Annotated in this window: 14 protein-coding genes; 6 read left to right on the plus strand and 8 right to left on the minus strand. The window is 72.4% G+C overall.

The genetic code is table 11. From position 1 onward, the window contains the following. Positions 1-12 precede the first annotated feature (12 nt). The 6 genes from ACFXPL_RS03940 (at position 13) to ACFXPL_RS03965 (ending at position 4,366) form a co-directional block, all read left to right on the plus strand. On the plus strand, positions 13-741 hold the full coding sequence (locus ACFXPL_RS03940; RefSeq protein WP_384912020.1) for a type 1 glutamine amidotransferase: 729 nt from the start codon (positions 13-15) through the stop codon (positions 739-741). Between the two features lie 167 nt (positions 742-908). Then, on the plus strand, positions 909-1,934 hold the full coding sequence (locus ACFXPL_RS03945; protein WP_384912023.1) for a 6-phosphofructokinase: 1,026 nt from the start codon (positions 909-911) through the stop codon (positions 1,932-1,934). Between the two features lie 184 nt (positions 1,935-2,118). After that, positions 2,119-3,084 carry a cytochrome c oxidase assembly protein gene (locus ACFXPL_RS03950; protein ID WP_384912025.1) on the plus strand — a complete coding sequence of 322 codons (966 nt, stop codon included), beginning with the start codon at positions 2,119-2,121 and terminating at the stop codon, positions 3,082-3,084. Positions 3,085-3,145: 61 nt separating this feature from the next. Next, entirely contained in the window at positions 3,146-3,304 is a 159-nt protein-coding gene (locus tag ACFXPL_RS03955) for a hypothetical protein (RefSeq protein ID WP_384912028.1), read from the plus strand. A gap of 196 nt (positions 3,305-3,500) precedes the next feature. Next, complete coding sequence (locus tag ACFXPL_RS03960; protein WP_384912032.1) at positions 3,501-3,962, plus strand: SRPBCC family protein; 462 nt, start codon at positions 3,501-3,503, stop codon at positions 3,960-3,962. Positions 3,963-4,027: 65 nt separating this feature from the next. After that, a complete protein-coding gene (locus tag ACFXPL_RS03965) occupies positions 4,028-4,366 on the plus strand; it encodes an ArsR/SmtB family transcription factor (protein WP_384912419.1) in 339 nt (112 codons plus the stop codon). Positions 4,367-4,448: 82 nt separating this feature from the next. Here ACFXPL_RS03965 and ACFXPL_RS03970 read toward each other — a convergent pair whose 3' ends face one another. The 8 genes from ACFXPL_RS03970 to ACFXPL_RS04005 all read right to left on the minus strand — a co-directional run bounded on the left by ACFXPL_RS03970 (position 4,449) and on the right by ACFXPL_RS04005 (position 11,796). After that, on the minus strand, positions 4,449-5,711 hold the full coding sequence (locus ACFXPL_RS03970; RefSeq protein WP_384912035.1) for an SPFH domain-containing protein: 1,263 nt from the start codon (positions 5,709-5,711) through the stop codon (positions 4,449-4,451). 94 nt (positions 5,712-5,805) lie between these two features. After that, positions 5,806-6,027: a hypothetical protein gene (locus ACFXPL_RS03975; protein WP_384912038.1), complete on the minus strand. Its 222-nt coding sequence runs from the start codon at positions 6,025-6,027 to the stop codon at positions 5,806-5,808. 266 nt (positions 6,028-6,293) lie between these two features. Continuing rightward, the gene (locus ACFXPL_RS03980; protein WP_384912040.1) at positions 6,294-6,458 is read right to left on the minus strand and encodes a hypothetical protein; all 165 of its coding nucleotides are present in this window, start codon (positions 6,456-6,458) and stop codon (positions 6,294-6,296) included. Between the two features lie 141 nt (positions 6,459-6,599). Beyond that, the gene (locus ACFXPL_RS03985) at positions 6,600-7,412 is read right to left on the minus strand and encodes an SAM-dependent methyltransferase (protein ID WP_384912042.1); all 813 of its coding nucleotides are present in this window, start codon (positions 7,410-7,412) and stop codon (positions 6,600-6,602) included. Between the two features lie 143 nt (positions 7,413-7,555). Next, a complete protein-coding gene (locus ACFXPL_RS03990) occupies positions 7,556-8,206 on the minus strand; it encodes a hypothetical protein (RefSeq protein WP_384912044.1) in 651 nt (216 codons plus the stop codon). 83 nt (positions 8,207-8,289) lie between these two features. Next, positions 8,290-8,943, minus strand: a complete 654-nt coding sequence (locus ACFXPL_RS03995; RefSeq protein WP_384912047.1) for a response regulator — start codon at positions 8,941-8,943, stop codon at positions 8,290-8,292. Positions 8,944-8,947: 4 nt separating this feature from the next. After that, positions 8,948-10,489 (minus strand): sensor histidine kinase, encoded by a 1,542-nt coding sequence (locus tag ACFXPL_RS04000; protein ID WP_384912050.1) that lies wholly within the window; start codon positions 10,487-10,489, stop codon positions 8,948-8,950. A gap of 80 nt (positions 10,490-10,569) precedes the next feature. Next, on the minus strand, positions 10,570-11,796 hold the full coding sequence (locus ACFXPL_RS04005) for a Clp protease N-terminal domain-containing protein (RefSeq protein ID WP_384912053.1): 1,227 nt from the start codon (positions 11,794-11,796) through the stop codon (positions 10,570-10,572). Positions 11,797-12,072: the final 276 nt, after the last annotated feature.

The following is a 12,072-nucleotide window of genomic DNA, read 5'->3' on the forward strand; positions in this document are numbered from 1 at the left end:
GGACGAGCCAGAATGAGCGACAACAGCCTCCGGCTGGTGTGGATCTACCCGGACCTGCTGAGCACCTACGGTGACCAGGGCAACGCTCTCGTGGTGGAGCGCAGGGCGCGCCAGCGCGGCCTCGGTGTCACGCGGGTGGACGTCCGCAGCGACCAGCCGGTGCCGACCTCCGGCGACATCTATCTGATCGGCGGCGGCGAGGACCGGCCCCAGCGGCTGGCGGCGGAGCGGCTGCGCCGCGACGGCGGGCTCAGCCGGGCCGTCTCCAACGGCGCCATCGTGTTCTCGGTCTGCGCCGGTTACCAGATCCTGGGGCACGAGTTCGTCAACGACCTGGGCGAGCGGGAGGCCGGTCTCGGGCTGCTCGACGTGGTCTCGACCCGCGGCGAGGGCGCGCGGTGCGTCGGCGACGTACTGGCGGACATCGATCCGCGGCTGAACCTGCCGCAGCTCACCGGTTTCGAGAACCACCAGGGCATCACGCATCTCGGACCGGCGGCCCGGCCGTTCGCGCGGGTCCAGCTCGGCCGGGGCAACGGCACGGGCGACGGCACGGAGGGCGCGTACAACGACACCGTCTTCGGTACGTACATGCACGGCCCGGTGATGGCGCGCAACCCGCAGATCGCCGACCTGCTGCTGAAGCTGGCCCTCGACGTGAACGCGCTGCCGCCGACGGACGACCGGTGGTACGAGGCGCTGCGCGCCGAGCGCGTCGCCTCGGCGACCCAGCCCGCCTGAGCGGCGCCCCGGCCGGTGCCGGGACCGGGACCGGAACCCCGTGTCCGCCTGTCCAGCAGGCGGACACGGGGTTTCGGTCTCCCCGGCGCCCGCCGGTAGGCTGGCGAGGATCTGGCCTGACAACGGTGTCCGGCCGTCGGCCCCACGTTGCAAAGGTAATCCGGGCTATGCGAATTGGTGTGCTCACCTCAGGCGGCGACTGCCCCGGCCTCAACGCCGTGATCAGGTCCGTCGTGCACCGTGCCGTCGTCGACCACGGCGACGAGGTGATCGGCTTCCACGACGGCTGGAAGGGCCTCCTGGAGTGCGACTACCGCAAGCTCGACCTCGACGCGGTGGCCGGCATCCTGGCCCGGGGCGGCACCGTACTCGGCTCGTCCCGGGTGCAGCCCGCGCATCTGCGTGACGGGGTGGAGCGGGCCAGGGGCCATGTCGCCGATCTGGGACTGGACGCGATCATCCCGATCGGCGGTGAGGGCACGCTCAAGGCGGCCCATCTGCTCTCCGAGGCCGGGCTGCCGATCGTCGGCGTACCGAAGACCATCGACAACGACATCGCATCGACCGACGTGACCTTCGGTTTCGACACGGCCGTCGGGGTCGCCACCGAGGCGCTGGACCGGCTCAAGACGACCGCGGAGTCGCACCAGCGCGTGCTGATCGTCGAGGTCATGGGCCGGCACACCGGCTGGATCGCACTGCACTCCGGCATGGCGGCGGGCGCGCACGCCATCGTCGTGCCCGAGCGTCCCTTCGACATCGGTGAGCTGACCGAGTTGGTCGGCAAGCGGTTCTCGGCGGGCAAGCGGTTCGCGATCGTCGTGGTCGCCGAGGGCGCGAAGCCGCGCGAGGGCTCGATGGAGTTCGAAGCCGGCAGCAAGGACATCTACGGCCACGAGCGCTTCGCGGGCGTCGCCCGGCAGCTCTCGATCGAGCTGGAGGAGCGCCTCGGCAAGGAGGCCAGGGCGGTCATACTCGGGCACGTGCAGCGCGGTGGCACGCCCACCGCGTACGACAGGGTGCTGGCGACCCGGTTCGGCTGGCACGCCGTCGAGGCGGCGCACCGCGCCGAGTTCGGCATGCTGACGGCGCTGCGCGGCACGGACATCGTGATGGTGCCGCTGGGCGAGGCCGTGGAGACGCTCAAGACGGTGCCGCCGGAGCGGTACGCCGAGGCGGAGTGCGTGCTCTGAGCCGCCTCCCGGCTCCTCCCCCGCCTCCGGTACGGGACAGGGCCGCCCCCGGTCGCGAGGGCGGCCGGGGGCGGTTCTAGGCTGGTGCGGTCAAGCGGACCACCGGTGGGAGGACCATCGCCGGTGGACGGCGGGCGCGGTGGACGCCGTCGTCCCCGCCACGGGAAGCACCGGGAGCGCACGGATGGATCACAGCGGGCACGGCATGACCATGGATCTGCCGCCGTTCACGCTGGGACGAGGGCTTGAGTACTCCCCCGACCTCTTCTTCCTGACCGGCTGCCTGCTCGCGCTCGCCCTGTACGGCTGGGGCGTCGTCCGGCTGCGGCGGCGCGGCGACGGCTGGGGCATCGGGCGCAGCGTCGCCTTCGTACTCGGTGTGCTCACCATCGCGCTGGTGATGTGCACCAAACTGAACGACTACGGCATGGTCATGTTCAGCGTGCACATGGTCCAGCACATGGTGATCAGCATGGTCTCGCCGATCCTGCTGCTGCTCGGCGCCCCGGTGACCCTGGCGCTGCGCGCCCTGCCGGTCGCGGGCCGTGACAGCGACGGAAAGAGCCGGAAGGGCCCGCGCGAGCTGCTGCTGGCGCTGCTGCACAGCCGCTACGTACGGATCGTCACGCACCCCGCGTTCACCATCCCGCTCTTCATCGCGAGCCTGTACGGGCTCTACTTCACCCCCCTCTTCGACTTCCTGATGGGGTCCAGGCCGGGGCACATCGCGATGATGGTGCACTTCCTCGCGGTCGGGCTGGTCTTCTTCTGGCCGATCATGGGGATCGACCCGGGGCCGCACCGGCCCGGCTATGTGATGCGGATGCTGGAACTGTTCGCCGGGATGCCGTTCCACGCGTTCTTCGGGATCGCGCTGATGATGGCGAGCGAGCCGATGGTCAGGGCGTACGAGAACCCGTCGGCCTCGCTCGGGATCGACGCCCTCACCGACCAGAACGCGGCCGGCGGCATCGCCTGGGCGTTCAGCGAGATCCCGTCCGTACTGGTCCTGGTCGCGCTGGTCTACCAGTGGTACCACTCGGAGCAACGGCAGGCGAGGCGCTCCGACCGGGCCGCGGACCGGGACGGCGACAAGGAGCTGGCGGAGTACAACGCCTACCTGGCCGCGCTCCAGGCCCGGGGACGGTAGCGCGAACCGGGGTCCCCGGGCGACGATGGGCGTCATGGCCCCGGCCTGGAGGAGGACGTACATGTCCGGATCCACGAAGACGATGGGTGTGGTGACCGTCGGCGCGCTGGTGGTGGTCACGGGGTACACCGCGGCACTCGGCAGCAACGGCTGGCTGTGGTTCGGGTGGGTGGTCCTGGGGCTGGTGACGATCGGCATGGCGGCGGCACGCGGCCACTGACGGCGTCCGGGCCCCGTCCAGCGTCCGGGCTCCACCCAGCGTCCGCGGGCCGTCCAGCGCCCGGGGCCCGTCCACGACGTCTGGGGCCCGGCATCTGGGGCTCACCGATATCGCGCAACCTCCCGGTTGCACAACGCGGCAACGAGTGCAACTCTTGAGTTGCACGTCAGAGCCGATTCCTCTCGGGAGGTTCCTCATGTCCACATCCGACGACCGCATCGAACGCGAGGTCTCCATCGCGGCACCCCCGCAGCGCGTCTGGGCGGTCCTCACCGAACCGGAACACGTCGGCTCGTGGTTCGGGCAGGGTGAGCCGACGCCCGTCGATCTGCGGCCCGGCGGCATCATGCTCCTGGACCACGGCCGGTTCGGCCAGTTCCGTACGACCATCGTGAAGGTCGATCCGCCGCACCACTTCTCGTACCGCTGGGCGAGCGCGTACCCCGGCGAGCTGCCCGACGCGGGGAACTCCACGCTGGTGGAGTTCACGCTCACGCCCGAGGGCGAGGGGACCAGGCTGCGGGTGGTGGAGACCGGCTTCGCCGATATCGTGATCCCCGAGGAGCGGCGGGACACCGCCTCCAAGGAGAGCCACACGGCAGGCTGGACGGACATGGTCGGCGTCATCAGGGATTACGCGGAGCGGCTCGGCGCATGACGACGGACTCCGCCGGCGGGGAGACCGGGCAGACCGCCCCCGGCTCCGGCGCCGGGCAGGACACGGTGGCGGAGGTGCTGTCCGCGCTGGCGGACCCGACCCGGCGCCGGATACTCGACGCCCTGGCCGCGCACGGCGAGTCGACCGCGACGGTGCTGGCCGGCGAGCTGCCGGTCAGCCGTCAGGCCATCGTCAAACACCTCGCCGTCCTGGACCGGGCCGGTCTGGTCACCGGGTACCGGGAGGGCCGCGAGGCGCGGTACGCGGTGCGGCCGGACCGGCTCAACGTCACCGCGCGCTGGATGGACCGGGTCGCGGCCGACTGGGACGCACGGCTCGCCGCCGTCAAGCGGCTCGCCGAAGCGGCGGAGCCGGCCGACGAGGGCCGACGGGCGGGCCTCTGACCGGTGCGGCGCGGCACCGTACGTGCCACGCCGCACCACACAGGTCAGAGGCCTGTCACCGCAGGCCCTCCTCGGGCGCTCCTCACGCCGCGTTCCGGTCGCCCCGGAGCGTGGGCTTCCCGTTCACGTTCCCGCTCGGGGCCTTGGTCTCGCCGCCGTCCTCGGCCGCGCCGGACGCGCCCGCCGTGTCGGACGCGCTCGACGTGTCGGACGCGCTCTTCAGCGAGTTGAGGATGGCCATGCCCTGTCCGACCAGTCCGGCCGCCACGTCGTTGACGCCGCCGGTGCCGTTCAGCACGGTCAGGTGGGCGCCCGCCATGCCCCGGGCCGCCGCGTCGGTCAGCGTCGGCAGGTTCTCGACCGTGCGGTTGGCGGCGATGAGCTCCTGGTTGCCGTCCTTCAGGGACTCGGCGCGCGCGGAGTTCGCGTCGGCCTCGGCCTGGGCGAGCGTGCGCGCGCTGTACGCGGACGCGTCCGCCTCGAACTTCACCCGGTCCCTGGCGGCCTCCGCCAGGGTGCGCTGACGGTACGCCTCGGCGTCGGCGGGGCGCCGTACCTCGGCCTCCAGCCGCTGCGCGGCCAGATCGGCCTGCCGCTGCGCCAGGGCCGTCCGCTGTTCGATGGTCTCCTGGGAGGACCGTGCCTCGGCCAGCGGTCCCGCCTGCGCGGCACGGGCGTTGACCTGCTCCGTCTCGGCGTGGAAGCCCGCCCGCTTGATCGCGGTGTCCCGTTCGTACTCGGCCTTCAGCGCGGCGGCCTGCTGCTCGCGCTCGCTCGCCTCCTGGTCCGACTTGGCCTGGGCGATCCGCGCCTGGCCGGCGACGGCCGCCGCGTGCGGGGCGGCCAGGTTCTCGATGTAGCCGGTGGCGTCGTCGATCTCCTGGATCTGGAGCGCGTCCACGACGATGCCGAGCTTCTCCATCTCGCTGTGGCTGCCCTGTTTGACCTCCTGGGCGACCCGGTCGCGCTCCCGGATGATCTGTTCCACCGTCAGTCCGCCGATGATGGAGCGGAGGTGACCGGCGAAGATCCGGCCCACCAGCTCTTCCATCCGGTCCTGTTCCGCCAGGAAGCGCCGGGCCGCGTTGGCGATCGACACCGTGTCGTCGCCGACCTTGAACACGGCCACGGCACGGACGTTGAGACGGATTCCCTGCTGGGTGACGCAGTCCTCGACGATCTCCGCCTCGCGGAGCGCCAGGGAGAGCATCCGTACCTTGTGCTTGACCGGCATCACGAAACTGCCGTGTCCCGTGACGATCCGGAACTGAGTGTCCTGCGCCTGCCGTTTGGATCCGGAGATGAGCATCGCCTCGTTGGGCGCGGGGACATGCCAGAACAGCATGGTGTGCTCCTGTCGTACCGCGTGTGGACGCCGGTACTGCTCGCTGTTTGCCGGGTACCGCTCGGTACCGCTTCCTCGTGGTGGAGTACGGCCTTCAGGAGGGGAGGGGTTCCACGACCACCGAGCGCGCCGAGATCGCCTCGACGACGATCACGCGGAGGTCCCGGCCGATCGGGCGGTACGCCCAGGCCGCGTAGGCCTCGGAGCCGCCCCGTACGGCCACCAGCACCTCACCGGGCCCGTCCGCGGGGATCGGGACGGTGACTCTGCCGATGGCCCCGACCGGGCTCTGCGAGAAGTCATCTGCCACGGACATACGTCGCTGCCGCGATCATGTCGACCACGCCTCCCGGAGGCCGCGCCTCCGACCTCGTCCTTCATCGAGAACGCCCTCGGCGAAGCGGCCGACGGCGACATACCCTCGATCTCTTCACAGTACTCCGGGGAGCGCCGGGGGGCCTGGGAGCGGGACGCGACCGAGCCGCCCCGCGCGGTGGCACGGGGCGGCTCGGTGGTGACGCGTCCGCCCCGGTCGGGCGGCCCGGTCTTGGCGGCGCGGTGGCGGCCCGGTGGTGGCGGCGGTCAGTCGGTGCGCGCCGACTCGGTGGGGAACCGCCGGTGCAGCCCGCTCCAGTCCAGCACGTGTTCCGCCTGCCGGGTCGTCTGGTGGGCCGCCTCGCGAGCTTCGGTGACGACGTCGCCGTGCTCCCGCAGGAGCTGGTCATAGATCGGGGGGTTCGATGACACGTTCATGGTCTGTCAGGTCTTCCAGTCGTCAATCGTCCGGCGGTGAACTCTACTTCGGAGCCCACGGGCACGACCCACCAGGCCAGCGCCCCGACCTGTAATGATTACCCGACCGGTGCGTCTCAAACCTTCCCGAGGGCACTATGCCTTGCGGGCGATGGCACCGTACATCGCGATGTCGCGGTCTTCCACGACCTCCTGACCGACGTCCGGACGCCACTTGTGGACCTGGGCCACGCCCGGCTCGATCAGCTCCAGACCGTCGAAGAACGCCGTGGCCTCGGGCAGCGTACGGAGCTGCATGGGCATGCCGCGCTTCGCATACTCCTCGGCCACGTGTCCGACCTCCACCGGGGCGAAGTCGGCGGTGCCGATGGTCATCGCCAGATAGCTGCCGGACGGCAGCGGGTCGAGCAGCCGCTGGACCAGGCCGTGGTCGTCGTCGTCCTTCAGAATGAAGTGGAGAATCCCGATGATCATGAGACCGACGGGCTCCCGCAGGTCCAGCAGCTCCTGGAACTGGGCCGAGCCGATGATCGCCTCGGGGTCCCGCATGTCGGCGTCGATGTAGGCCGTACGGCCCTCGGGAGCGCTGGTCAGCAGGGCGCGGGCGTGCGCGAGGACGATCGGGTCGTTGTCGACGTAGACCACCCTGGAGTCGGGGGCGGCCTTCTGCACGACCTCGTGCATGTTGGGCTGGGTGGGCAGACCCGTACCGATGTCCAGGAACTGCCTGATGCCCTTCTCCTCGGCCAGGTACCGGGCGGCGCGGTGCATGAACTCGCGGTTGGCCCGCATGTGGACGGGGAGCGCGGGCCACTCCCGGCACATCGAGTCGCCGGCCTCCTGGTCGACCTGGTAGTTGTCCTTGCCACCCAGGATGTAGTCGTACACCCGCGCGGAATGCGCCTCCCCGGTGTTGAAACGATCTTCTGGAGAGTTCTGCGGTGCCATCTTCGCTCCTCCCAGGTACGGTGCCCGGCGCGACGCCGGGGCGCGCGTACCGGTACCGGTCCCGTCCCAAACTGAAGCCTTGGCCCAGAGCTTAGACGTTCAGTGACCTCGCCCCTGCTCTTCCCGCGCGGGTCGGGACACCGTCAGTAAATATGGACGGCGACCCCGCAGACCCCGAGCCCGGCTTCCGCCGCTTGGCGCAACTGCCGCAGCGGGCCGTCGAGCAGACTCTCCTCGCCCCTCTCGCCGGGCCGGTGGTCCAGCCATATCCGCCTCTCCGCCACAGCGCGTTCCCCGGGGGTGAAGGTCAGCGCGCGCTCCACACGGGGCAGCGCCTCCTGGACCTCCGCGGAGGAGAGCAGGAAGTTGCCGCACCAGCCGGGCAACAGGGCGGCCCGGCGCGGGCCGATGGCGTGGAAGAGGGCGGAGACCGCGTACTCCTTCGTATGGATCGAGAGGAACATGCGTTCCGGGTCCTCGGCCCGCTCCCATACGTCCTCGACCAGCCAGAACCCCTCCTCACCCGGGGCGCCCCCGTACAGGTCGGCCAGGTGCTCCCCGACGGAGGTCAGTTCGTGGAACGAGTGCACGGCATCGGCCTCGGGGCCCCCGCCGCCGTGCGCGCGCCGCCATGTCCGGTGGTCGGGCAGCGGGTTCTCCTGCCAGCGCCGCCAGCGCCCCCGGGCCGACGGGTCGGCGGCCGCCGCCTCGATCAGGGGCAGCAAGCGCGGGGCCAGGTGCGCGATGAACGCGTCGTCGTGGGCGCTGATGGCCCAGGCTGAGGTCACTCCCATACGAGGACCGTACGAGACGCCACTGACAGTCACGGCGGTCGGCGACGCGCCGGTGGACAGTGACGGAGCGCCGGGGCGCTACGTCAGCCGTCGGCGAGGAGGCCGGCGTCGTGGGCCAGGACGGCGGCCTGGACGCGGTTGGCGCAGCCGGTGCGGGTCAGGATGCGGCTGATGTGCGCCTTGACCGTGCTCGCGCTCAGATGGAGCCGGTCGGCGATCTCGGCGTTCGACAGGCCCGTGCCGAGCAGCCGCAGAACGTCGCGCTCGGCCGCGGTCAACGCGTCGGTCCTGCGCAGGGCGGTCTCGGTCTCGTGTCCTGAGCGTACGTGCCGTTCCAGAAGCTGCCGGGTGATCCGGGGCGCCAGCACGGGCTCGCCGCTCGCGGCGAGCCGTACCGAACGGATCAGCTCGGTCGGGCCCGTGTCCTTGAGCAGGAAGCCCGTCGCGCCGACGCGCAGGGCCCGGGTGACGCTCCGCTCCTCGCCGAAGGCCGTCAGCATCACCACGTGGGTACGGGGCGAGGTCCGGGCGATCTCCTCGGCGGCGGTGATGCCGTCCGTGCCCGGCATCTGGATGTCCAGCAGCGCCACGTCGATGTCCTGGCCCCGGCACGCGGTGACCGCCGCGCGGCCGTCGGCGGCCTCGGCGGTCACCTCGATGTCCTCCGCGTTCTCCAGGATCAGCCGGATGCCGGCACGCATCAGGGTCTCGTCGTCGGCGATGAGGACTCGGATCATCGCCTCATCTTACGACCGCCATCACCAGCAGAATCACGAGGAAGGCCACGGTGGGGAGGATGACGAAGGCCGCCGCGCAACCGGCGCCCAGCACCCGCGGCCAGGTCAGCACCGCGGTCGAGAGCGGGGGGTACGCCCCGGCGGCCTCGTGCGTCGTCCCTCCGGCGGTCCCTCGCGCTCTCTTCCCCGGGCGCGCGGGCCGCGCCGGGTGCGCGGACGGCTCCCGGTACGCGAACGGGTCCGGCTGCGTGGACGGTTCGGGGTGTACGGGCAGCAGGGCCTCGACGCGGAACCCGCCGAACGCGGCGGGGCCCGCGCCGAACGAGCCGCCGAGCAGCGAGATCCGCTCGTCCAGGCCGACCAGACCGCTGCGGTTCCCCGGCTGCGGCCGACGGGCCACCCGGGGCCGCTCGTTGGTGACGGAGACCGCGATCCGGCCGTCGGCGTGGCGGACCTCCACCCGGGTGGGCGCGCCGGACGCGTGCTTGAGCGCGTTGGTCAGCGATTCGCGCACCACCCGGTGCACCGCCTGACGGGTCTGCGGGGCCGCGTCCGTGGTGTCGGGTCCCGACCAGTCGAGCGTGACGGCCATGCCCGCCTGTCCCGACTCGGCCACGAGGGCGGTGATGTCGTCGCGGGTGCCCCGGCTGCTCCCGGGGTCCGCGGAGGGGTCCTGGAGCTCCTGCCGGCGCAACACGCCCAGGATCTCGCGCAGTTCCTCCATCGCCGTACCGGCGGTGGTACGCAGCAGTTCGGCCTGCCCGGCCAGCGGTGGCGCCTGCCGGGCCGCGGCCATCTCCAGCGCGCCCGCGTGCACCGAGATCAGGCTCAGTTTGTGACCGAGCAGATCGTGCATCTCCCCCGCGATCCGGTTCCGCTCCTCCATCCGCGCCGCCACGGCGGTCAGTGAACGGGCCTGCTCCAGATAGGCGTTGCGCTCCCGCAGCAGGCTGACGAGCGGTCGGCGCTGCCCGAGCAGGGTCCCGGCCAGGGTGGGGAGGGCCATCAGCAGCACCAGGGAGACCACGTCGCCCGCGAGGATCTGGAGCCATGTCAGGGATTCGGCCATCGGGTCGCCGGTCATCCGGCCGCCGGTCAGCAGACCGTCCGCCACGGCCAGGACGGCGGCCAGCGCGCCGGCCGCGCCCACGGTCTGCCAGGCGCGGCGCGAGGTGACACGGCGGGTGGCGGACACCACGATCAGGGGCACCGCGACCAGGATCCACACGCTGGAGCCGATGAGCAGCGGCGCCGTGGCGAGCACGGCGAGCACGGGGTGGCGGCGGCGCCCGAGCACCAGGACGACCGTCCACAGCCCCTCCAGGGCGGCGAGGACCGGCCGTTCCTCGGACAGTTCCTCGGGCAGGAAGGTGAGGGGGATCAGCGCGAGGGCGGCGACCAGGACGCAGGCCAGCGCCTCGGTGACGACCGTACGGCGGGGGGCCGCGCGGAGGGCCGCCGCGCACTCCACCACCTCGCGCCGGGCGGTCGCCCGCGTCTTCCGCGCGGCCCGCCGCGCCCGCTCCCGTATCCGTGTCACCGGCACCCTTGCCTCGTTCCTCGTCGTGCTTGTCCCCGGGACCGTAACGCCCGCCGGACCGGCCGGGGGACGGCGGGTTCCCGTCCTCACGCGCCGGGGCTCGGGGTCAGCCGGTCCTTCAGCGCGGTCACGTCGACGCCCTCCGCGCGCAGCAGCCGTCCGGTCTCCCCCTCGTCGTCGATGAGCAGGGCGGCCAGGAGATGGACGGTTCCGACCGTGGCGGAGCCGCGCTCGGCCGCCATGAGCTGGGCGACGGACTGGGCGCGTTCGGCGGCGCGCGAGCGCGGCAGATCGGTGGAGGCGGGGAAGGGGCCGGGGACCGGGTCGGAGACGCCCGCCCTCGCCGCGCGGACCAGGGCGGCCGGCCGGGCGCCGTACGTACGGAGCAGGGCCGCGGCCTCGTTGACGGCGGCGGTTGCCTCCGGGAACGAGCGGCCGGTGAGGGTGAGCGCCCGGTCCAGCGCCACGACGGCCAGCAGCAGGTCCACCGGCTCGACCACGCCGTGTCCGCGCCGTACGGCCTGGCGTTCGGCCTCCAGGAACACCGAGGTGACCATTCCGTCGCCGTCCGGGCCGCTGCGGAACATCCAGGACATGAGGACGCGGGCGAGCCCGCCGCCCTCGCCCAGCACGCCCGCGCCGCGCATACCCCTGACGCTCGGAGGCTCCGGGAAGTCCGGATCCGTGGCGGCGCCCGCGTCCAGGGTGTCGAGCGCGACGGACGCGGCGGCCCTGTCGATCCGTTGCAGCGTCATGGCCTCCAGCGCCCGGCTGTCCGGGAGTTGCAGCAGGGCGCGGGCGATGTGCCGGCAACGGACGCTCGGCGTTCCTTCCTGGCGGGCCAGCCGCAGGGCGCGCAGGAGACAGGCGCGCAGCGCCCCGGACGGCTCGGGCGGGAGGGCGTCCGCCTCGGGGGCGCCGCGCCGTGTCTTCTTGTGGGCGGCGCGCCAGGTGGCCTCGCGCCACACGGCATCGGCCTCGGCCTCGTCGCCGGGGTGGGCCGGGAGGGGGTCGGGGGCGGTGGCCGTGTCGTCGTGCACCCAGGGCCGCTTGCTGTCGGGGAAGGTGAGGGCCTGGATGATGCCGCCGAGCCCCCCGGCCTGGCGCATGCCGGGGGCGATCGCCCCGCCGGCCGGCGAGTCGCCCATGACGAGCATGTGCACCAGGTGCTCGGTGCCGGCGGTCCGGCTCTCGCACGTGGTGGCCTCGTGCGCGGTCTCCACCAGCAGGTCGACGGCGTCGGCCTCGAACTCCGTGGTCCGGGCGGCGTCGGCGGGTGCTGCGGGTGTGACGGGCTTCTGCTGCTCTGTCATCGGAGAGGTCCCCTCGGGTGCGGTGGCCGGTGGCCGGCCCTGGACCACCGACGCTAGGCCCGGCTCCCGTATCGGCGCGTCGGCCGACCGGTCATCTCCACGGGCCGATCGGCCATTCCCGTCGGCCGATCGGCCGGGACGGGACGGCCGGGACAGGACGGCCAGGGCCGGAACGGCCAGGACAAAGGACGGCCGGAGTGAGGCCGTCCGGTCTCTTCCGCCGGAACTCCGTCCCGACGTACCCGCCGAGCGCCGTCCCTCCGCGCCGTCGGCGCC

The organism is Streptomyces sp. NPDC059092 (assembly GCF_042756365.1).
In the GTDB taxonomy this organism is placed as follows: domain Bacteria; phylum Actinomycetota; class Actinomycetes; order Streptomycetales; family Streptomycetaceae; genus Streptomyces.

Coding starts and splice junctions, on each gene's coding strand:
- ACFXPL_RS03995 (WP_384912047.1), bottom strand. CDS start 8,943: ATGATCCGAGTCCTCATCGCCGACGACGAGACCCTGATGCGTGCCGGC.
- ACFXPL_RS03955 (WP_384912028.1), top strand. CDS start 3,146: ATGTCCGGATCCACGAAGACGATGGGTGTGGTGACCGTCGGCGCGCTG.
- ACFXPL_RS03950 (WP_384912025.1), top strand. CDS start 2,119: ATGGATCACAGCGGGCACGGCATGACCATGGATCTGCCGCCGTTCACG.
- ACFXPL_RS04005 (WP_384912053.1), bottom strand. CDS start 11,796: ATGACAGAGCAGCAGAAGCCCGTCACACCCGCAGCACCCGCCGACGCC.
- ACFXPL_RS03990 (WP_384912044.1), bottom strand. CDS start 8,206: ATGGGAGTGACCTCAGCCTGGGCCATCAGCGCCCACGACGACGCGTTC.
- ACFXPL_RS03945 (WP_384912023.1), top strand. CDS start 909: ATGCGAATTGGTGTGCTCACCTCAGGCGGCGACTGCCCCGGCCTCAAC.
- ACFXPL_RS03960 (WP_384912032.1), top strand. CDS start 3,501: ATGTCCACATCCGACGACCGCATCGAACGCGAGGTCTCCATCGCGGCA.
- ACFXPL_RS03940 (WP_384912020.1), top strand. CDS start 13: ATGAGCGACAACAGCCTCCGGCTGGTGTGGATCTACCCGGACCTGCTG.
- ACFXPL_RS03975 (WP_384912038.1), bottom strand. CDS start 6,027: ATGTCCGTGGCAGATGACTTCTCGCAGAGCCCGGTCGGGGCCATCGGC.
- ACFXPL_RS03985 (WP_384912042.1), bottom strand. CDS start 7,412: ATGGCACCGCAGAACTCTCCAGAAGATCGTTTCAACACCGGGGAGGCG.
- ACFXPL_RS03970 (WP_384912035.1), bottom strand. CDS start 5,711: ATGCTGTTCTGGCATGTCCCCGCGCCCAACGAGGCGATGCTCATCTCC.